The organism is Methylotuvimicrobium sp. KM1, from assembly GCF_044788715.1.
Taxonomy (GTDB): domain Bacteria; phylum Pseudomonadota; class Gammaproteobacteria; order Methylococcales; family Methylomonadaceae; genus Methylotuvimicrobium.
In genome coordinates this window covers 753,750-772,893 of record NZ_CP173170.1, presented here as the reverse complement: position 1 = coordinate 772,893, position 19,144 = coordinate 753,750, and the positions used below count along the sequence as shown (strand labels likewise).

21 protein-coding genes are annotated in these 19,144 nt (G+C 45.7%); 13 read left to right on the top strand and 8 right to left on the bottom strand.

What is annotated here, in order from left to right; translation table 11 throughout:
• Positions 1-16 precede the first annotated feature (16 nt).
• The 7 genes from ACINK7_RS03445 to ACINK7_RS03415 all read left to right on the top strand — a co-directional run bounded on the left by ACINK7_RS03445 (position 17) and on the right by ACINK7_RS03415 (position 4,621).
• Positions 17-253 (top strand): hypothetical protein, encoded by a 237-nt coding sequence (locus ACINK7_RS03445; protein WP_404359905.1) that lies wholly within the window; start codon positions 17-19, stop codon positions 251-253.
• Positions 254-548: 295 nt separating this feature from the next.
• Positions 549-1,418, top strand: a complete 870-nt coding sequence (locus ACINK7_RS03440; RefSeq protein ID WP_404359904.1) for an NAD(P)-dependent oxidoreductase — start codon at positions 549-551, stop codon at positions 1,416-1,418.
• A 100-nt stretch (positions 1,419-1,518) separates the two neighbouring features.
• Positions 1,519-1,860 (top strand): hypothetical protein, encoded by a 342-nt coding sequence (locus tag ACINK7_RS03435; protein WP_404359903.1) that lies wholly within the window; start codon positions 1,519-1,521, stop codon positions 1,858-1,860.
• A gap of 51 nt (positions 1,861-1,911) precedes the next feature.
• Positions 1,912-2,208, top strand: a complete 297-nt coding sequence (locus tag ACINK7_RS03430; protein WP_404359902.1) for a DUF6763 family protein — start codon at positions 1,912-1,914, stop codon at positions 2,206-2,208.
• 14 nt (positions 2,209-2,222) lie between these two features.
• Positions 2,223-3,065 carry an ATPase gene (locus ACINK7_RS03425; protein WP_404359901.1) on the top strand — a complete coding sequence of 281 codons (843 nt, stop codon included), beginning with the start codon at positions 2,223-2,225 and terminating at the stop codon, positions 3,063-3,065.
• Between the two features lie 21 nt (positions 3,066-3,086).
• On the top strand, positions 3,087-4,151 hold the full coding sequence (locus tag ACINK7_RS03420) for a homoserine O-succinyltransferase (RefSeq protein WP_404359900.1): 1,065 nt from the start codon (positions 3,087-3,089) through the stop codon (positions 4,149-4,151).
• Positions 4,148-4,621: a nucleoside deaminase gene (locus ACINK7_RS03415; protein WP_404359899.1), complete on the top strand. Its 474-nt coding sequence runs from the start codon at positions 4,148-4,150 to the stop codon at positions 4,619-4,621. The genes ACINK7_RS03420 and ACINK7_RS03415 overlap by 4 nt, the downstream gene beginning before the upstream one ends.
• Before the next feature lie 20 nt (positions 4,622-4,641).
• Here ACINK7_RS03415 and ACINK7_RS03410 read toward each other — a convergent pair whose 3' ends face one another.
• Positions 4,642-5,166 carry a hypothetical protein gene (locus tag ACINK7_RS03410; protein ID WP_404359898.1) on the bottom strand — a complete coding sequence of 175 codons (525 nt, stop codon included), beginning with the start codon at positions 5,164-5,166 and terminating at the stop codon, positions 4,642-4,644.
• A 259-nt stretch (positions 5,167-5,425) separates the two neighbouring features.
• Positions 5,426-6,502 (bottom strand): DUF2066 domain-containing protein, encoded by a 1,077-nt coding sequence (locus tag ACINK7_RS03405; RefSeq protein WP_404359897.1) that lies wholly within the window; start codon positions 6,500-6,502, stop codon positions 5,426-5,428.
• A gap of 73 nt (positions 6,503-6,575) precedes the next feature.
• Between ACINK7_RS03405 and purM the strand changes: the two genes are divergently transcribed.
• From purM to ACINK7_RS03385, 4 genes are all read left to right on the top strand, one after another.
• Positions 6,576-7,619, top strand: a complete 1,044-nt coding sequence (gene purM / locus ACINK7_RS03400) for a phosphoribosylformylglycinamidine cyclo-ligase (protein WP_404359896.1) — start codon at positions 6,576-6,578, stop codon at positions 7,617-7,619.
• Between the two features lie 379 nt (positions 7,620-7,998).
• Positions 7,999-8,697, top strand: a complete 699-nt coding sequence (locus ACINK7_RS03395) for a hypothetical protein (RefSeq protein WP_404359895.1) — start codon at positions 7,999-8,001, stop codon at positions 8,695-8,697.
• A 5-nt stretch (positions 8,698-8,702) separates the two neighbouring features.
• Complete coding sequence (locus ACINK7_RS03390; RefSeq protein WP_404359894.1) at positions 8,703-9,248, top strand: hypothetical protein; 546 nt, start codon at positions 8,703-8,705, stop codon at positions 9,246-9,248.
• Positions 9,245-10,354, top strand: a complete 1,110-nt coding sequence (locus ACINK7_RS03385) for an MBL fold metallo-hydrolase (RefSeq protein WP_404359893.1) — start codon at positions 9,245-9,247, stop codon at positions 10,352-10,354. The genes ACINK7_RS03390 and ACINK7_RS03385 overlap by 4 nt, the downstream gene beginning before the upstream one ends.
• A 578-nt stretch (positions 10,355-10,932) precedes the next feature.
• Here the strand turns inward: ACINK7_RS03385 and ACINK7_RS03380 are convergent.
• The 6 genes from ACINK7_RS03380 to ACINK7_RS03355 form a co-directional block, all read right to left on the bottom strand.
• Positions 10,933-11,124, bottom strand: a complete 192-nt coding sequence (locus ACINK7_RS03380) for a hypothetical protein (protein ID WP_404359892.1) — start codon at positions 11,122-11,124, stop codon at positions 10,933-10,935.
• 451 nt (positions 11,125-11,575) lie between these two features.
• Positions 11,576-11,917 carry a zinc ribbon domain-containing protein YjdM gene (locus ACINK7_RS03375; RefSeq protein WP_404359891.1) on the bottom strand — a complete coding sequence of 114 codons (342 nt, stop codon included), beginning with the start codon at positions 11,915-11,917 and terminating at the stop codon, positions 11,576-11,578.
• Between the two features lie 359 nt (positions 11,918-12,276).
• Positions 12,277-14,592: a type I DNA topoisomerase gene (gene topA / locus ACINK7_RS03370; RefSeq protein WP_404359890.1), complete on the bottom strand. Its 2,316-nt coding sequence runs from the start codon at positions 14,590-14,592 to the stop codon at positions 12,277-12,279.
• Between the two features lie 18 nt (positions 14,593-14,610).
• Positions 14,611-15,078: a DUF494 domain-containing protein gene (locus tag ACINK7_RS03365; protein WP_125218287.1), complete on the bottom strand. Its 468-nt coding sequence runs from the start codon at positions 15,076-15,078 to the stop codon at positions 14,611-14,613.
• 147 nt (positions 15,079-15,225) lie between these two features.
• Positions 15,226-16,278 (bottom strand): DNA-processing protein DprA, encoded by a 1,053-nt coding sequence (gene dprA, locus ACINK7_RS03360; protein ID WP_404359889.1) that lies wholly within the window; start codon positions 16,276-16,278, stop codon positions 15,226-15,228.
• A gap of 44 nt (positions 16,279-16,322) precedes the next feature.
• Positions 16,323-17,378: a LysM peptidoglycan-binding domain-containing protein gene (locus ACINK7_RS03355; RefSeq protein ID WP_404359888.1), complete on the bottom strand. Its 1,056-nt coding sequence runs from the start codon at positions 17,376-17,378 to the stop codon at positions 16,323-16,325.
• 332 nt (positions 17,379-17,710) lie between these two features.
• Here ACINK7_RS03355 and def point away from each other — a divergent pair, with 332 nt between their 5' ends.
• Complete coding sequence (gene def, locus ACINK7_RS03350) at positions 17,711-18,223, top strand: peptide deformylase (RefSeq protein WP_404359887.1); 513 nt, start codon at positions 17,711-17,713, stop codon at positions 18,221-18,223.
• Positions 18,220-19,143 (top strand): methionyl-tRNA formyltransferase, encoded by a 924-nt coding sequence (gene fmt / locus ACINK7_RS03345; RefSeq protein ID WP_404359886.1) that lies wholly within the window; start codon positions 18,220-18,222, stop codon positions 19,141-19,143. Before def ends, fmt begins: the two co-directional genes overlap by 4 nt.
• The last annotated feature ends 1 nt before the right edge of the window (position 19,144 follow it).

Below are 19,144 nucleotides of genomic sequence, written 5' to 3'. Positions count from 1 at the left end.
GAATAACGAGGTATTTATGATAAAAGACGATATTATTGAGGAACTGGAACAAATCCCTGAAGCCAAGTTGGTCGAATTATACGATTTAATTCATTACTTTAGGCTGGGCTTGTTGAGCGAACAGGACTCGAAAATAGACAAAACCCTTTGCTTACAAACTTTGGCCAAAGTCAAACGAGGCGACATGACCGATTTCACTGAAATTGATGATGTCGATGCGCATATTGCCGCTTTAAGAAATGAAGTTAATTAAAGACAGGGCCTATCAGCGCAAGGAACGTAAGCCGCGTAGGTCGGGTTAGCGCAGCGTAACCCGACATAACACCTGTGAGCTTCGTCAAGCAGAGCTTGAAGGTAGGCATTCCCAAGCTGGAGCTCTCATCGTTATACATAAGTCTTAATAAGCCAATGAAATCAATGCTGTTGCTGTTTAGCAACAGCATTGATTTATAAGTGTTTTTGGCACTTGTGTATAACGGCGAGAGCTGGAGCTTGGGAACGAGACAACACATGCATGTTTGAAAATCAAATAATAAAACGGATAGATCATGACTAGTACAGGACTCATCGGACTCGGCGCAATGGGCGCCGGCATGGCGAGAAATCTCGCGAAGGCAGGTTTTTTAGCCGGCGTCTATAACCGCACTACTAGCAAGGCGCAAGCGTTGGCCGGCGAACTCGTTGTCGCAGCATTCGACACCCCGCCCGAACTCGCCGCCGCGTGCGAGCTCATTTTGATTTGCGTCTCGCGCGATGAAGACGTGCTCGAAATGGTTGCTGCCGTCGCTCAGACGGTTAAACCGGGCGCGGTCGTCGTCGATATGTCAACGGTCAGCAGCTCAACCGCACAACAAGCTGCCGCGATACTCGCCGAAAAACAAGCGCAATTTCTCGATGCGCCGGTCTCGGGCGGCGTCGAAGGCGCGAAAAAAGGCACATTGGCAATGATGGTCGGAGGGAGTAACGAAGCTTTGGACAAAATCCGGCCTATTCTTGCCGCGATCGCCTCGCGCATTCTGCACATGGGACCGGTCGGCAGCGGGCAAGCCACGAAGGCGGTCAATCAAATCATGGCCGCCGGCATCAATCAAGCCGTGACAGAAGCACTCGCCTTCGGCGAAGCGCAAGGCCTGCCGATGGATAAAGTCATCGAAGTCGTCTCGGGTGGCGCTGCGGGCAATTGGTTTCTCGAACATAGAGGGCCGACAATGATGCAGGGTACGTTCGCACCGGGCTTCAAATTGGCATTACATCACAAAGATTTGGAAATCTGCCGCGCGATGACCGAAAACGCTGAGACGCCTATTCCTTTGGCCGAAATGACATTGCTCAATTACGAACAGTTAATGGATCAAGGCTTTGGTGACGAGGACATTTCGGCATTGTACCGCTTGAAAAAGCCTCGCAAGTTCAGCTAAGGCCCGATCAACTCATCGGATCCAACCGAAGCTCAACAATTCATCCGCAAACTATACCTTTCGCACTTCAAATTTCGGCAGTGCCTAAGGAGGCGCCGGGGTGCTCGGCAAAGGCTTTGCCAGCATGGATGCTGGCATAGAGCCTACATGGATGTATTCACGGCGTCCTTTGACGGCCCCCCGGTGCCGAATTTTGATCAACGATGAGTATATTGCTGCCGATTGGCCAAAAACAACTGCCTTCGGCAAACCTTTATCTCACAAAAGACAACGCTATTCCTTACCAAACCATGAATTTATTTATTTGCCACGACCGTTAAAAACTTCTTTTCTTTACAGACAATTTCAGCTAGCTTTGATGGTAACGGCGATCATAATTTTTACAACCGGCCGGCTTGCAAACGATTGCCGGTTAGATAACCAGCCGATAACAATCTATTAATCAGGTTATGAAGGTTTATACGGAATACCCTAATTATTTGAGGAATTTAACATGACGACAATAGCAGACCCCGTCATCGACAGATGGTACAAAGATGTCGAAAATAATTTAACGTTCAAAATCATTGCGATCGATGAAAGCGACGATTCAATCGAAGTACAATATTTAAACGGAGAGATTGGCGAATACGACAACGACAGTTGGTATAATTCGACCTTCGACTATATTGAGGAACCCGAGGATTGGAGTGCGCCTTTCGAACTGGACGACGAAGATCTCGGTTACAGCGACACGGACGAACACCGTCGCAATATGGACAATTTAAACTTTGACGATTATATCGATTAACGGAAACACTTCGCATGAAAATGAGTGCACCGGAATTCTTGGATTGGGAGTCCAAAAGCATTACACTAATGGCCATGTCTGGCGCGGGCAAAACCACACTGGCCAATAAGCTACCTAGACAAAAATGGTTTCATTATTCCGGCGACTATCGGATCGGCACCAAGTATCTGGATGAACCCATCCTGGACAACATCAAGCGTCGAGCGATGGATGTACCATTTTTGCGAGAGTTACTGCTATCCGACTCCATCTATATATGCAACAACGTTACCGTCGACAACCTAACTCCGGTATCGAGTTTTCTTGGTAAAATCGGCAACCCCGAGCTAGGCGGATTGTCTTTAACGGAATTCAAACGCCGCCAACAATTGCATCATGAAGCCGAAATCGCAGCAATGCTCGATGTTCCCGATTTCATAAAAAAATCCGAGGACATCTACGGCTACAAACATTTCATTAATGATGCCGGCGGCAGTTTATGCGAACTGGACAACCCGGCTGTACTAGAAACGCTCGCCAGTCATACGCTAATTCTCTATATCAAGATTCCGCCGGATCTCGAAAAAACTATTATCGAGCGCGCTAAAACCGACCCGAAGCCGCTTTATTATCGTGAAGCCTTTTTGGATGAAAAACTGGCCGAATTCATGGTCAAACACCACTATTCGGACCCCGAAAAGATTCCGCCCGATGAGTTCGTCACCTGGGTCTTCCCGGAATTATTCAGGTCGCGCTTACCTCGCTATGAAGCGATAGCCCGGCAGTACGGCTATACTATCGACGCCAACGATGCCGCACGGGTCAACAACGAAGACGATTTCATTCGGCTGATCGCAGATGCGATCGCAGAACAATAGGCTTAAACAAGGTTAGGATTAATGCCCTTAGTCGCACACACCGATTTACCGACATTCCAGCGTCTGCGTGAAGAAGGCGAAGAAATTCTGAACCCGGAGCGGGCGCGCCACCAAGATATTCGAGAAATGCATATCGGCTTGCTGAATATGATGCCGGATGCAGCGCTTGAAGCCACCGAGCGCCAATTTTTCCGGTTGGTCGGCGCGTGTAACCAAATCACGCAGTTTCATGTCCACCCGTTTACCGTCGACGGATTGCCCCGGAGCTTGGAAGCAAAAGCACACATAGAACGTTATTACGAATCGTTCGAAACCATCAAGCGCGACGGACTGGACGCCTTGATCATCAGCGGCGCCAATGTCACGCAACCGAAACTAGAGCAGGAAGATTTTTGGCAACCGTTGACCGAAGTGTTCTTGTGGGCCAAACAGAATGTTCCGTCCGTTTTATGTTCGTGCCTGGCAACGCACGCCGTCATACAGTTTTGCTACGGCATCGAAAGAACCCGTTTACCGGCTAAACGCTGGGGCGTGTTTCCGCACAAAGTACTGGATCGCAAACATCCCTTGGTCTCGGAAATCAATACCCGCTTCGATGTCCCGCATTCGCGTTTTAACGAAATCTTTCGCGAAGACATAGAACAAAAAGGCTTAAAAGTATTAGTTGCGAGCAAGGAGGCAGGCGTACATCTGGCGGTTAGTCCGGACGGTTTCCGAATCGTATTCTTTCAAGGCCACCCGGAGTACGACGACATCAGCCTGCTGAAAGAATACAAGCGCGAGGTGACTCGTTATTATAACGGCGACATAGAAGACTATCCGCCTTTTCCGGAGCATTATTTCAGCCCCAAAGTCCAGCGCATTTTCACAGACTACCGCGATCATGTCCTAGCGGCACGACGAGACGATAAACCGATCGAACCTTTTCCGGAAGCCGCTGTTCTCGATGACATCGACAACACTTGGCGGGATACGGCTCGAGCGGTCTTTAACAACTGGCTCGGAAAAATTTATCAGATCACCGATCAAGACCGACGTATTCCGTTTATGCCGGGCATCGACCCCAACAATCCTTTAGGTTTATGAGCACACACTCGAGCTATTTACAACATGCGATCGACCTCGCTGCCGAAAACGTCGAATCTGGACAAGGCGGCCCTTACGGCGCACTGATCGTTAAAGAAAATAAAATCATTGCCGCCAGCGGCAACCAAGTCACCAGCCGGCTCGACCCGACCGCTCATGCCGAAGTCATGGCCATTCGCATAGCCTGCCAAGCTCTGAACGACTTTCAATTGACCGGCTGTACCTTGTACACCAGTTGCGAACCGTGCCCGATGTGCCTAGGAGCGATTTATTGGGCTCGTCTCGACAATGTTTATTACGCCTGCAGCAGAGAAGACGCGGCCGCTGCCGGATTCGACGACAGCTTCATTTATGATGAAATTCCGCTACCGCCGAATGAAAGACGCATCGTCATGTTAAGCCTCAAACAAGACAACGATCTCAAGCCTTTTGAGCTATGGAATGCTAAACCCGATAAGATCCTTTATTAGCCAACGCAACGGCCAGCGGATTATTCGCCCACTTTCTCGACTATAGCCTCGACTTTCTCTTCTTCAACTTTGTCGACAAACTGTTCTGGAGCAGTCTTGCCAACATTTTCATCGGCTTCGGGCTCGGAGGCCAAAATTTGAGGACTATCGGCAATCTTAATCAACCACCCATCCATGCCTTTACAGCCAAGAACGGCATCGGCTCTTACGTTGATTCGAGCAAATTTTCCGTTTAATGAAGCCGGTAATTTTGCGCTGACTCTAAAAAAACTGTTTTTATTTTCGACCTCCACCTCCAGAGGAATACCTTTTGCCGTTACACTAACAGATTCCGGCGCTATCCAATTGGAAATCGTAAACATCAGTTCGGATTCGGGCGCGACCTCGGCTTTGTTTTCCGCACTATAAACCGGCAGATTAAAATCCCTGAATTTTGGTGTTTTGCATGCGGGCTTATCCATATCTTCGGAATAAGCAAAAGCCCCATTTGTCAATGATGCGGCAATCGAAAAGACAGTCAGTTTCAATAATTTCTTTATCATCATAACCTTCTCACATTTATAGTTATTTTAATTGGCGTATGCAAAAGCCTTATCCTTGCTTAACCTTAACCCAGCTTTAACATTTGCCTATTATAAACCACTGAAAATTAAGACAATAAAAATATTATGGCGCTACAAAGCTATTTTTAGCACGTTTTTTTAATTCTTATGCTTCAATAACTTAGACGTAGGCACTACATTTGTAAAGGCTGGGTTAAATAGTTTTTAAATTGAATACAACACTCAAGAATATATCACGACTTTACCGCATGGGAAGCAGTCTAAAACTCAATTCGTCGGAACTTAATTCATCAGAGCCCAATCCGACTGATCCCATTGGCTCTAAGACGCCACCGGAACCGAGCGAATGCCGAAACACGCTGAAATCACCTTCATAATTGATTCTATAGCGATTAAAGCCGTCTTTCACACTGAGCCAAGCCACCGATTTGACCATCGGCAGCGATTCAATATGACGCGTAACTCGAGAAATATCGTTCATACCGGCAATCCCGGCGATATTAAGCATCATCATGCCTTGTTCAAGTATATCCGGTTTAACGCCATAATAATGAGACAAGCGCGTATAAATGCCCCGCATACCGCTCAACAACGCTTCATGCAATGTGCCGCAAGACTTTGACCACTGCTGCACGCCTCCGTCGAAATAAAAAGCCCAATCCGCCTGCCAACAATCGGCTTGCCGGGCCACTCTGCCCGCCAGTATCGACACCACATCGTAGCGCCCGGAAATATCCAATAGCTGTTCAGGATAAGCGCTCAAAACATCATGCACGGCAATTTGGGCGCGCTCTTCAAGATCAAGCAAAGGAAAAATCAGCGGCAATCCCTGCTGTTTCGCGGCACGGCTGATAGCATGCTCCAAAGACGGCATCAATTCAGGTTTGAAAAAACGCCGCTTGCCGTGTTCGTCGACGACTAACCAAAGCAATGTTTCCGGCCTAATCTCGCTCCAAATCCCCAATCGTCCGGTACTGAGCAAATTCAGTAGCCGCGTCTCGTCAAACAAAACCCGCATGACTCGAGCCTGACCGGAGGCATCACTCGATTTCTCAACCAACGAATATTGGTGCTGCTTGACGTAAAAACGCGCCTGGGCTAAAGCTGTCTTAGCAACAGGGTCATCGAGAACACCGCTGCCAGATAATACCCGTTGCAAAACAATGGTCATCGCTTCCTTGATCGCGGCCTCAATATCTTCCGGTCGCTGGCTTTTTGCAATGACCTCCGTTTCGAACAAGCCTTTGACTTCGGCGGCCCAGTTTAACGAACCGCACAAATAAACGATAACCACAAGAACCCTAAATAGTGACTTCATATCCCTCACACAAATCCGACGATGTCTTGTACAATATCGGTCAATAAAATTTTTACTTTAAGAGAACATCACATTGAGCGCACAAAATCAAGACGGCTTGAATTATAAGAGTGCCGGCGTGGATATCGAAGCCGGCAATGCACTGGTCGAACGGATCAAACCGATCGCGGCCAGAACCCGTATACCCGGTGTATTAGCGGGACTCGGCGGTTTCGGATCGATGTTCGAACTCCCTCTCGACCGCTACCGCCAACCGATACTGGTTTCCGGGACCGACGGAGTAGGCACTAAGCTCAAACTGGCGATCGATCTCGGCATCCATAACACGGTCGGGATCGACTTAGTCGCAATGTGCGTCAACGATATCATTGTTCAAGGCGCGGAACCTTTATTCTTTCTCGATTATTTCGCCACCGGCAAACTCGATGTCGACACGGCAGCAACAGTCGTCGAAGGTATAGGTAAAGGCTGCGAATTGGCAGGAGCCGCGCTGGTTGGCGGCGAAACCGCCGAAATGCCCGGCATGTACGCGGACGGCGAATACGATTTAGCAGGGTTTTGCGTCGGCATCGTCGAAAAAAGCAACATCATCGACGGCAGCAAGGTCAAAGCCGGAGACAAGCTGATCGGCATCGCATCAAGCGGACCGCATTCGAACGGCTATTCGCTAGTCCGTAAAATTCTGCAGCACGGCAATATGCCGCTATCGGAGCCTTTCCTCGACAAAACGCTCGGCGAAGCACTGTTGGAACCGACCCGCATCTACGTCAAACCGCTGTTGAAATTACTGGAATCCGTCCCGGTTCATGCGCTGGCTCACATCACCGGCGGCGGCATCACCGAAAATCTGCCGCGCGTACTACCGGAAGACACAGCCGCACACATCAAATTAGGATCGTGGAAACGCCCGAAAGTTTTCGATTGGCTGCAACAACAAGGCAAGGTTTCCGATACCGACATGCTGACCACTTTCAATTGCGGCATCGGCATGGTCGTTTGTGTCGCGGAAGAAGACGAGGCAGCAACGCTGCGAATTTTAGCGGAAGCCGGCGAAACAGCGTTTTCGATAGGAACGTGTGAATCATCGGAAGGCAAACCGAAGGTTGAATACGGATAACCGAAGAAGGCTGTGGACTCTCGAGCCGAGGCTGGCGCTTGGTATCCTAAATTTGAGATAACGATTTAAAAAGTGAATCAATTGTACTGAAGGTGTTGTAAAACCCGTCCGGCGTTAGACGCTTTGACCTGAAATAGGCGATTTTTTTGGATTGCATTTTTTAACGCGAGTGGAATCGGTAAAAAACCATAAATCGAAGTCTTGACCTCGTTTTTTTCTTTTATCTTTATTTAATATTTTTTGTACAGTCAGAGCGTAAAGCCGCATGAAGTCTACAATTGCACTTAATGACTTGAATGCAAGCTTTGTTACATGATTAACTAACATGAACTAGTCATAGTTTTTTTCTGTAGTGCTTATTTGAAAGGGAAAGCTGAATATGTCCAAAATGCGTATTATTCCTGAAATCAGTTCAGCAAGTATTGTCCTAACTGGTGATTTCAATCCAAAGATTTTTCATCCCTTATGGTTTTCTAACAACAAGATATTAACTCAGGATGAAGCCGAAAAAGCCGAAGTGGAAATTATGCATCCCGAAATAGCAATATTTGAAACGGAATGGGTTAAAGTGCGTGTTGAAAAAAAGCGATTTGTTGCTGAATCAACAATGCCACCTTTGATCAGAGTATGCGATTTTGTTGTTGATACATTCGGAAATTTTCTAAATCATACGCCAATTGGTCGCGTAGGCATTAACAGATCCGTTCATTTTAGACTTGACGACCAATCTAAAATTGACCGGCTTGGAAAGTCTCTAGCGCCACAAACTGCTTGGGGGGAATGGGGCGACCAAATAGAAGGGCCATCAAGCGGTGATAAACACGGTGGTTTAAGGATGATAATCATGGAGCAAAGAAATTTAGATGATAGATACAGAGGACATATTCAAGCAAAGGTTGAACCATCTAAAAGTATGCTAAATGGTGTAATTGTAGATATTAATGATCACTACGAAGTTGAAGATTGTAATAACGTTATCGGTTGCGAAAAAATAATTTCAATTGTTAAAAATAACTTTGAGAAATCTATAAAACGTTCTGATTGGATAATTGATCAAGTAATGGCATTAACGGAATAGCTAATATGACTGAATATACAGTTTTTTCTGATTTAGAAATTGATAAAGAGAGTCTTTTTCTAAATAACGTTGTTTCAAACATAAACAAGAATATTGAATTATTAAAAAATTCTTCAGATACAGATAGCGAATTTGAATATAGCACTGTTCTATCAATAAAAGATAGAATAATTGAGTATATAAATATTCCCAACTACCAAGAAACAAAAAAGACGAAAATACATTCTTTTCAAGAGCTATATGAATGGGAAGGTTGTATAAATCAAGTAGAAGAAACTTTCTTTACCGCTGCTTTAATTGACATAACTGAAGAAGAGACAATACCAACTGAAGAAGCTGATTTCGATATAAATAGTATTCCAAATGAAGATAGACTGTTTATTCATGAGGGCGCGATTTTTAGATGGATATTAGGATATGAACGTTTTCCTAATGGTTCAAAAAAGAACTCGTCTAAAGTGGTATTTAGAAGAAATGCCAGGTGGACAACTCAAAATATAACTAACGCTAACAAAAAAGCTGAAGAATTTAAGAAAATAAATTGGGAATGAATGGAATTCATAGTTTGGCACCCGCAAAAAATGAAATAGAAGTTACATTGTTAGGGCCGGGTTATGGCGAATCAGTTGTTATTCATATTGGGGGTAATAAGTGGGTTATTATTGATTCATGTATCGATATAGACAGCAAAAAATGCTCTCCTCTTGAATATTTAAAAAGTATTAATGTTGACCCTAATAACATAGTTTTGATTATTGCTTCTCACTGGCATGATGATCATGTAAAAGGGCTATCAGAGCTGGTAAAAGTATCCAAAAATGCAAAATTTTGTTGTTCTACCGCCTTAACAAGTGATGAGTTTATTGCAAATGTAACAAGATTTGAAGAGAACAATCCATATGTATTTTCTTCAGGGGTCGAAGAATATAAAAAAATATTAACTGAGTTGGCTACCAAAGAAGCTAACCCAATTAGAGCCATTACTAATAGGAGAATATATCAGAGTAAACCTGAAGATGCTCACAATTGTGAAATTTGGTCTTTGTCTCCTTCTGACAAAGAAATAGATCTTTTTTTACAAGAAATAAAAAATATTATTCCAATCGAGCACGAATATTCAAGAAGAATGTCCGTAACAAGAAATAATGTGTCAGTAGTTGTTCACATAAAAATAGAAGATCATATTTTTTTACTTGGTTCGGACCTAGAAGAAACTAAGGATCAACAAACTGGTTGGTCAGTAATAGTTGAATCTAATGAGAAGCCATTAGCAAAAGCTAATGTTTTCAAAATCCCTCATCATGGCTCTATTACCGGTCATTCTGATGCTGTCTGGAATGAGATGATTGAGAAAAATGCTTATTCAATTCTAACCCCATATAATAAAGGTAGAAAACTCCCTTCACAATTGGACGTAAATAGAATTGTTAGTTTTTGCGAAAACGCGTATTCAACTGTGAAAAATCTTTCTGTAAAGAGAAAAAAACGAACACCTACAGTTGAGAAAATGATTAAAAAAAACATTATGGATCTCAGGTCTATTCGTTGCAGTACTGGCAGGATCAGAATAAGAAGAACTATAGGGAGTAATAGGGATTGGCAAATTGAACTATTTAATGAGGCTTGTAAGCTAAAAGATATGATTTGCTCACGATGAAACTTAGATTGATTTTAGAAAAAACGGGGCCACCCATTAGCCTGCCGCACCAACGGGGTCAGGTCTAGACTCATAGCTTTCTTTTTGATCTAGCCGCTCTGATAACTTTACCAACGACTGTAAAAGAGGGATCGGAGTCAAGCCTTACATTTGACATTTACCCCATCCATTTCCGATTATTTCACTATACATTTGCTACTCTCTAAAGTGAAAAGGACGCTTGGTTACTTTTCTTATCGGCTATCATTAACCGTAAAAGGTAATCCGCCCTCTTTTCCATAGCGGTTTTAACTTGAAGAAGAAAAGCGCTTTATAGGATCGTAAATTTCTAACGCGAGTGAAATCGATAAAATCCATAAATCAAAAACTTGATCCCCGCTTTCCAAACAATACTGGGGGGCTTGAGGACTTTTTGAATATCAAAGAAACACAGGTGACCAATGCGGCTTGTCTGTAGCATAGCGAAAGGCGCGCCGGTCGAGTTTACGATTTTGTTATGCACCTTTTTCAACCAAACGACCGGTTACATATTTGTGTAGAATACTTGACATAAGAACTTGATAAGGCAATCTCTCAATTTATGCCCTTTCTTGTAAAAGCTCAAGATCCATTTCCGTCATTCGTATATTTACACGCTTGTCTTTTCTGAATATGTTTTTTGCTGCTGCTGTATATTCTGCAATATCTGATGGATTCATAACTGAAACCCATTCATCATTTTCATATGATTCAAGCAGATCTTTCTCTTCTTGATCGAGTTTGCTAGCCATTATTCACCTCAAGATACTGTTTTGTAGCTTTACGACTTGGGATTATGGTTTTCAAAAATATCTGTTTTTCATCTTCAACGAATGGAATCAAATATGCGTAATTTTCAATATTTATGATGAACATGCGCTGGTTAGGGTATTTTGAAGGATTCGGATGTTTGATCACATCCAAAACACCCTTGATGAACGACTCGTTCGAATGACATTCCCCGCTCTGCAATCAGCTGAGCGTTCTTTTCGACATTCCAAACAAAGTGCTTCATACTGAAAATTTAGCACATTGCCTGCCTTTTGCAATCTTTCCAGGTCGCCCGATTAGCTTTACATTATGCGGCTTTAAGCCGTGATTCAAACATAACCAACTACTCCTAATCTGATCGAAAAAGCGTCTAATTTCCTGGAGGCGAGGATGTCGGCTTACGCTAATCCGGCCTTCGATTCATAAACTCAATCAAACCTTTTTTACAAATTCCGATTTCAATTTCATCGCGCCTATGCCGTCGATTTTACAATCGATGTCGTGATCGCCTTCGACCAACCGGATATTTTTGACCTTTGTGCCGACTTTAACGACAAGAGACGAACCTTTTACCTTGAGGTCCTTGATCACCGAAATCGTATCGCCATCTTGCAATATATTGCCATTGGCGTCTTTGATTATCCGGTCTTCGTTTCCGCTACTGTCCTCCGAGTCTTGCGACCATTCATGTCCGCACTCCGGACAAATGTACATGCTTCCATCGATATAAGTGTATTCAGAGTTGCACTGCGGACAATTTGGTAATTCGCTCATCTTCGTATTGTATTTATTTGATTATTTTGGCTAGAAGCCTGTTGAAAAAGAACTCGACACGTTCGTCTTAATCTTCGGGCTGCTTCCTTTTTGATTGAAAAAACGGCTGATAATCAAAAGATCAGTGGTATGTTTGCCAACATTCTCGTCAAACATACCACATACCTAATGATCATGTGGATACTCTCAACACTTCGGGTAATGAAAGTACCCGGGCTGATTAAGGTTTAGAAAATATGATCAGGAGTTATACCTTTCACACTTCAAATTTCGGCAGTGTTTAAGGAGACGCCGGGGTGACCTACAATGACGATATGTGGGTATAACTCAAATCCGTAATCGGAAAATGCTTTGCGGCACTATCCTTTAGGCCCTAAAACATCATCGGGATCGCCCTCATAAGGCGTGGCATAACTACATTCCTTTTGCGGGCACACTTTTTCGGTACCCCGGCGCTTGGTGGTTTTTAGTGTCAAAATAGGCCAATTACATTCCGGGCAATTTTCTTGAACCGGGGCATTCCATATTGCATAACTGCATTTCGGATACTCTGAACAGGAATAAAAAATCTTGCCGTTTCTGGATTTACGCTTAAGCAAATTGCCTTTTTTGCATTGCGGGCACTCGACGCCGGTATCGACCGGCTTTTCGAGCGGCTCGATGTGTTTGCATTTAGGGTAAGCACTGCAGCCAATAAATTTACCGTAACGTCCGGTTTTAATTACCAACGGCGACTCACACTTCGGACAAACGCGCCCTTCGACGACTTCCGGCTCGGACGATTTACTGGCGTCTTCGTTCAAGTTGCGCGTATAGGAACATTCGGGATAATTGGTGCAACCGATAAAGCGCCCATTCCTTCCCAGCCTAATCGACAAAGGACTGCCGCATTCCGGACATTTTTCATCAATCGCCTCTTGCGTGACATCCTTGCGCTGTACGCTTTCTTCTTTTTCATGAATCAGCGTATTGAAAGGCTCCCAGAAAGAGCGCATCAATGGAATCCAGTCTTTTTCACCTCGCGAAACCGCATCGAGCTCATCTTCTAGGTTCGCGGTGAAATCATAGTCGACGTATTTATTGAAATGCTCGGTCAAAAATTTATTGACGATACGACCCACATCGGTCGGATAAAAGCGCTTGCTTTCCAACGTGACGTAATCCCGGTTTTGTAATGTCGATATAATCGATGCATAGGTCGAAGGTCGGCCGATACCGAATTCTTCGAGCGCCTTGACCAAACTGGCTTCGCTGTAGCGCGGCGGCGGTTCGGTAAAATGCTGACCGGCGATGATATCGTTGAGCGGCACGGGACGCCCCTCTTCCAATGACGGCAAAAAATTCTCTTTGTCATCACCTTCGGCAGTGTCGTCCTTGCCTTCCAGGTACACAGCCATGAAGCCAGGATCCGCGATCGTCGAACCGGTTGCCCGAAATACATTACGCTCGCTACCGCAATGCAGATCTACCGCTACGGTGTTAATCGTCGCATGAATCATTTGGCTCGAGATCGTACGTTTCCAAATCAAGTCGTAAAGCTTGAATTGTTCGGGGCTCAAAAATTTTTGCAGCTCGGCCGGAATGCGTCTCGCCGAAGTCGGACGTATCGCTTCGTGCGCTTCTTGGGCGTTTTTCGATTTAGTCTTGTACTCGCGCGGGCTCTTCGGCACATTCTTAGCCCCGTATTTTTCAGCGATCAATTCGCGAATTTCGGCAATCGCTTCGGCAGCGAGATTAACCGAATCGGTACGCATATAGGTGATCAAACCAACCGTCTCGCCCCCGATATCGATGCCTTCGTACAATTGTTGCGCAACCATCATCGTGCGCTTGGTCGTAAAGCCGAGTTTACGCGCGGCTTCTTGCTGTAACGTCGACGTAATGAACGGCGGCGCGGGATTACGTTTACGCTGCTTTTTTTCGACCTTCGCGACCAACAACTTGCCGTCGGCAGCATCGAACAACGTTTGCTTGACCTGTAGCGCACGCTCCTCATTGTCGATCGTGAATTGCTCGACTTTTTCACCGTCGAAATGAGTCAACTTAGCCTTGAAGGCTTGCTCCTCAGCACTCAATTCGGCATCGATCGTCCAATATTCGCGGCTTTTAAATGCTTCGATTTCCAATTCGCGCTCGACGATCAAGCGCAACGCGGGACTTTGCACGCGCCCGGCCGAAAGGCCTCTGCGGATTTTTTTCCACAACAGCGGCGACAAATTAAATCCCACCAAGTAATCCAGGGCACGACGGGCTTGCTGCGCATTAATCAAATCGATCGACAGCTCGGCCGGATGCGCAATAGCCTCGGTAACGGCTTTTTTGGTAATCTCATGAAACACGACGCGATGAACCGGCTTATCCTTGAGCAGTTTTTTATCCTTGAGCAATTCGTATAAATGCCAGGAGATCGCCTCACCTTCCCTGTCCGGGTCGGTTGCAAGATAAAGTGCCTGAGCGTTCTTAATGGCCTTTGTTATCGCTTGAACATGGCGCTGATTCCGATCGATGATTTCATATTTCATCGCGAAGTCATGCTCGGGATCGACTGCACCTTCTTTCGGGATCAGGTCGCGAACATGTCCGTAAGAGGCCAGCACGTGAAAGTCCTTGCCGAGATATTTTTCAATGGTTTTGGCTTTTGCAGGCGATTCTACAATAACGAGATTATTACTCATTCAGTTAGGAAAATACGATTAGTGTAAGTAAGCCGGGATGAGATCATAGACAATGTCCTCCATTCTTGAGAATGCGATTTCCTCGTCAGGCTGACTGAGCAACACCATCAGTACGATCCATTTCAATTTTTCCAGTGAAATTTCTTCATTTTCTAATGCCATCGCGCGATCGATTACGATTTCGCGGTTGGCATGCGATAAGATGCCGCTGTGTTCAATGAACATCAGAAAATTACGGCATTCCAAATCCAGTTTTTCTTGTTCCTGACTGGAAAAAATCCGAAATGCGGTCGGTACCGTCGGCGTAATCTGCCCTTGCAGGCTAAGCGATTCGAGCCAATCAAAAGCCTTGACCACTTCGATTTGATCGAATCCCGCTTCTTCCAACTCTGTTTTTATCAACTCGTTATCCGGTAAGATATCGATCTCATCTTCCATATAGTTTTCAAACAGATACATAATTACATCAAAAATATTTTCTTTCATAGCGGGTCTTCTTTAAAAAAGTTTCTATACGGAACCCCTTCACTCCGTGAGGGGGTTCCTTTTTGGAATCGATCCGATTCCTCCGTTTTCTAAGCCGGTATCGGCAAAAAACGGCAGCACGCCCTGTACTGCGCCGTCATTCGGCGTTTATTTGATTCGGGTATAACAACCTCCCGAAACGGATTCTACGTAACCTTGCAATTCCAAAACCAGCAACATCGACGATATGACTTCGACCGGTAATTCGGTATTTTCCACCAAACTATCAATGGAAGTGGGGCTGAACATAATTAGATTCAATAATGTTTGCTGCTCGAGGTCAAGCGTTGTTTGTCTCAATTCCGTAAAAATATTTTCATCCTTCTGATTATACTGATTTAATTCTTCAAGAATATCGCGCGCGGTTTCAACGAGTTTTGCACCCTCCCGGATCAAAGCATTACATCCTCTTGCCAAGGGGTTATGAATCGAGCCCGGAATCGCGAACACTTCTCGGTTCTGCTCCAAAGCCATGCGCGCAGTAATCAAAGAACCGCTTTGCTTAGCTGCTTCCACTACCAGTAGTCCGACACACAAACCGCTGATAATCCGGTTACGCCTAGGGAAATGATCGGCTTTCGCCCCGGTTCCGGGAGGAAACTCTGAAATCATTGCGCCATGATTAACAATTTCAGTGGCCAATGCTCTATGACGCGCCGGATACACTCTATCTAAGCCGGTTCCCGCTACGGCAATCGTGTAACCTTGAGCTTGCAAGGCGCCTTGATGCCCGGCGGCATCGATACCCAAAGCCAATCCGCTGGTGATCACAAAGCCTTCTCTTGCCAAGGCTTTAGCAAATTCGGTGGCGGTTTCGACACCTAAATGGGAAGGATTTCGACTACCTACGATCGCGATTTGCGGAAGCGCCAAAATATCCGGATTTCCTCTAATAAACAATAGTGGCGGCGGATCGGCGATTTCCTTTAACTGCGTTGGATAACAAGGGTCGGCTAAAGTCACCGCCAAATGCCCAGGTTGCTCCAACCAACGCAAATCTTGCTCTACCGTTGTCCAATCGGGATTGCGTATCGCTTGAACGACCGAATCCTTTAGCCCGAGAGCGGCCAATCCACTGCTTGACTCGGAAAACAATTGCTGAGGAGTATGGCTATCGAGCGTTTTAAGAAACGACCGACAGCCAAAACCCGGCGTGCGCAATAAGGCAAGCCAGTATTTGATATCGGAGGAAATTTGAAAATTTTTCAGGGGGTTTGAACTTTATCTAATATGTGAATCGCTTGACGCGCATCCATTACCAACGCATAACTAATCCGATCGAAGGTTCGGAAAATCATCAAGGTTCCGGCCAACTCATTGGGTAATTGAATCGTATCGTTCCTTATTTTACTAAAAGGATCTCTAACGGACTTCCCTTTCTTGTAAATATCGAGCACATGCCCGACTTTCAGGCCATCCGATGCACCCTTATCGATAGCAACGACATTATAGCGCCCAATTTGAGTAACGCCATCCAGCACACTAATAATACTACCTTGTATTTCGGTTTCCGGCGACTTAGGAAAGTAATGCAGGGTAAAATCGCCTTCTTGGTGCGGCATTAGCCTGTCGCCCATGCGAATCTCGCTAGTCGAACGCGTAACAAGCAGCGTTGCAGGATCGCCGGGCTCTTGTAGCGTCGTATTTGCAACAAACTTTGCTTCATAACCCAGAACTTCTTTGGTCTCGGCACTGACGAAAGTATCGCCTTTACGATAAATCGTATAGGTCAAGCTTTCCGGCTTTTCGATCGCACGAACATAAACACGATCGCCCGGGCCCGCGACTAGATGTTCGCCTGCGAAATCGATGACATAAGGCGAGTTTTCCAAATCATCCTGCCCAACTACTCGCGGCGAGGCCAAATATTTGGCAATTTTTTCGGAAGGAATTAACTCGATCGCGTCGACGAGATCCATTTCACGAATACGAGGATAGAGCTTAACTTCTCTTGACGAGCCTGAATCGCCGGTAAATCCTGACGGCGACAAACTTAAGCGGGGCTTACCATCGACTTCGGAAAAATAAATGGTATCGCCCGGATAAATCAAATGCGGGTTATCGATTTGTGGATTACCTTCCCAAATTAAAGGCCATTGATGAGGTTTTCGCAAAAATCTTCCCGAAATATCCCACAATGTATCGCCCTTAACTACCGTATATTGGTCCGGGTGAGAAGGATTGACCTCTATTTCCTGCGACCAACCGGGTACGCTAACTGCTAACGAAACGATCAGTCCAAAAATTTGTCGAAAAGCCATAGAGAGTTCCTGAAACTAGAGATCCGGTAATCTGAAAATATACTGCGCGCGGTCGCAATTGCGGTTTTCTGAAGCGCTCTATTGACCGATAGCGACGTTACCGACTGAATGTAGGTACCGGGCATGATCAGGAGCGGAACGGAAACTTTGCGAAAACAGTTACATAGCTTAGCTTAACGTCTGTTTTCAGGCCTTGTTACCGAACAAAATCGCATTGCTATAAAAGCCGCAAACGCGGCAGCGCGAAATATATGCTGTCTGAATTCAAAGTTTAGATGAATTCATATAAAATTCCAGCATTGTAAAATTGTAATATGATAGTGGAGAAATTGTTGAGCATTCTAACTATACTCGAGTTCCCTGATGAGCGCTTGCGTAAAAAGGCGACTCCGGTCGAAACGGTCGATGCCGATATCGGAAAACTCGTCGACGATATGTTCGAAACCATGTACGAAGCTCGCGGCGTCGGCTTGGCCGCGACTCAAGTCAACGTTCACAAGCGAGTCATTGTAATTGACGTCAGCGAGGAGAAGAAATCTCCGCTGTGTCTAATCAATCCTGAAATCCTTGCCAAGGACGGCATCGAAGAAACCGAAGAAGGTTGTTTGTCGGTTCCCGGTTTTTTCGAAACAGTCAAACGCGCCGAACACATCAAAGTACGCGCCCTCAATCGCGACGGCGAATCATTTGAATTCGAAGCCGAGGATCTGTTAGCTGTCTGTGTGCAACACGAAATGGATCACTTAGAAGGCAAGTTGTTCGTCGATTATATTTCGCCGCTGAAACGCCAAATGATTAAAAAGAAACTGAATAAAATTCATCGATTGGAACAAAAAGCCTCATGAAAATCGTTTTCGCCGGCACCCCTGAATTTGCCGTGCCTACGCTACGCATGCTGATTGCCTCGAGCCATCAAATTTGCGCGGTGTATACCCAACCCGACCGCCCCGCAGGACGCGGACGGCAATTGAAACCAAGCCCTGTCAAGGAACTGGCTATACAATCCGGCATTCCGGTTTTACAGCCGGAATCTCTTAAACCCGATCATCACTTTCAACGACTGGCGGCGTTCGAACCGGATTTGCTGGTCGTGGTCGCCTACGGCATGCTTCTGCCGCAGAGGGTGCTGGATTTGCCGACATTCGGCTGCATCAACGTACATGCTTCGTTACTACCTCGTTGGCGCGGCGCGGCGCCGATTCAAAGAGCCTTGATCGCTGGCGACGAAAAAACCGGCGTCACGATCATGTGCATGGCACTGAAGTTGGATGCCGGCGACATGCTACATAAAGAAGAATATCGTATTACCCCCAAAGACACGGCGGGCGATCTGCATGACAACTTGGCTAAACTAGGCGCACTCGGCATGAGCAAAGTATTACCGAATATTGAAGATAATACGCTGCGTCCGGTAAAACAGGATGAAAGCCAAGTCACTTATGCCGCAAAGCTCGAAAAAAGCGAAGCGAATCTAGACTGGAACGAATCTGCCGAACAATTGGATTTAAAAATCAGAGGCTTCAATCCGTGGCCGGTCGCTCAAACGAACTATAAAGATCAAGTTTTACGCATTTGGCTAGCCGAACCGCTCGACGGTCGAACCGATGCGGAACCCGGTACGCTGCTCAAAAACGGCAAACACCTTGAAGTCGCCACCGGCGACGGATTGCTCCGCCTGCTTGAAGTCCAACTGCCCGGCGGCAAACGCATATCCGCCTCCGCCTTTATAAATGCGCACGATGTAGCTGCGCAAAGCCTGGGTTAAT

What these genes read in the sequence shown, in the direction of transcription:
- ACINK7_RS03430 (WP_404359902.1), top strand. Translation starts at nt 1,912, where the DNA reads ATGACGACAATAGCAGACCCCGTCATCGACAGATGGTACAAAGATGTC.
- fmt (WP_404359886.1), top strand. Translation starts at nt 18,220, where the DNA reads ATGAAAATCGTTTTCGCCGGCACCCCTGAATTTGCCGTGCCTACGCTA.
- ACINK7_RS03445 (WP_404359905.1), top strand. Translation starts at nt 17, where the DNA reads ATGATAAAAGACGATATTATTGAGGAACTGGAACAAATCCCTGAAGCC.
- ACINK7_RS03425 (WP_404359901.1), top strand. Translation starts at nt 2,223, where the DNA reads ATGAAAATGAGTGCACCGGAATTCTTGGATTGGGAGTCCAAAAGCATT.
- ACINK7_RS03390 (WP_404359894.1), top strand. Translation starts at nt 8,703, where the DNA reads ATGACTGAATATACAGTTTTTTCTGATTTAGAAATTGATAAAGAGAGT.
- topA (WP_404359890.1), bottom strand. Translation starts at nt 14,592, where the DNA reads ATGAGTAATAATCTCGTTATTGTAGAATCGCCTGCAAAAGCCAAAACC.
- ACINK7_RS03355 (WP_404359888.1), bottom strand. Translation starts at nt 17,378, where the DNA reads ATGGCTTTTCGACAAATTTTTGGACTGATCGTTTCGTTAGCAGTTAGC.
- ACINK7_RS03440 (WP_404359904.1), top strand. Translation starts at nt 549, where the DNA reads ATGACTAGTACAGGACTCATCGGACTCGGCGCAATGGGCGCCGGCATG.
- ACINK7_RS03380 (WP_404359892.1), bottom strand. Translation starts at nt 11,124, where the DNA reads ATGGCTAGCAAACTCGATCAAGAAGAGAAAGATCTGCTTGAATCATAT.
- ACINK7_RS03405 (WP_404359897.1), bottom strand. Translation starts at nt 6,502, where the DNA reads ATGAAGTCACTATTTAGGGTTCTTGTGGTTATCGTTTATTTGTGCGGT.
- ACINK7_RS03415 (WP_404359899.1), top strand. Translation starts at nt 4,148, where the DNA reads ATGAGCACACACTCGAGCTATTTACAACATGCGATCGACCTCGCTGCC.
- ACINK7_RS03375 (WP_404359891.1), bottom strand. Translation starts at nt 11,917, where the DNA reads ATGAGCGAATTACCAAATTGTCCGCAGTGCAACTCTGAATACACTTAT.
- ACINK7_RS03395 (WP_404359895.1), top strand. Translation starts at nt 7,999, where the DNA reads ATGTCCAAAATGCGTATTATTCCTGAAATCAGTTCAGCAAGTATTGTC.
- ACINK7_RS03410 (WP_404359898.1), bottom strand. Translation starts at nt 5,166, where the DNA reads ATGATGATAAAGAAATTATTGAAACTGACTGTCTTTTCGATTGCCGCA.
- ACINK7_RS03420 (WP_404359900.1), top strand. Translation starts at nt 3,087, where the DNA reads ATGCCCTTAGTCGCACACACCGATTTACCGACATTCCAGCGTCTGCGT.
- ACINK7_RS03385 (WP_404359893.1), top strand. Translation starts at nt 9,245, where the DNA reads ATGAATGGAATTCATAGTTTGGCACCCGCAAAAAATGAAATAGAAGTT.
- ACINK7_RS03365 (WP_125218287.1), bottom strand. Translation starts at nt 15,078, where the DNA reads ATGAAAGAAAATATTTTTGATGTAATTATGTATCTGTTTGAAAACTAT.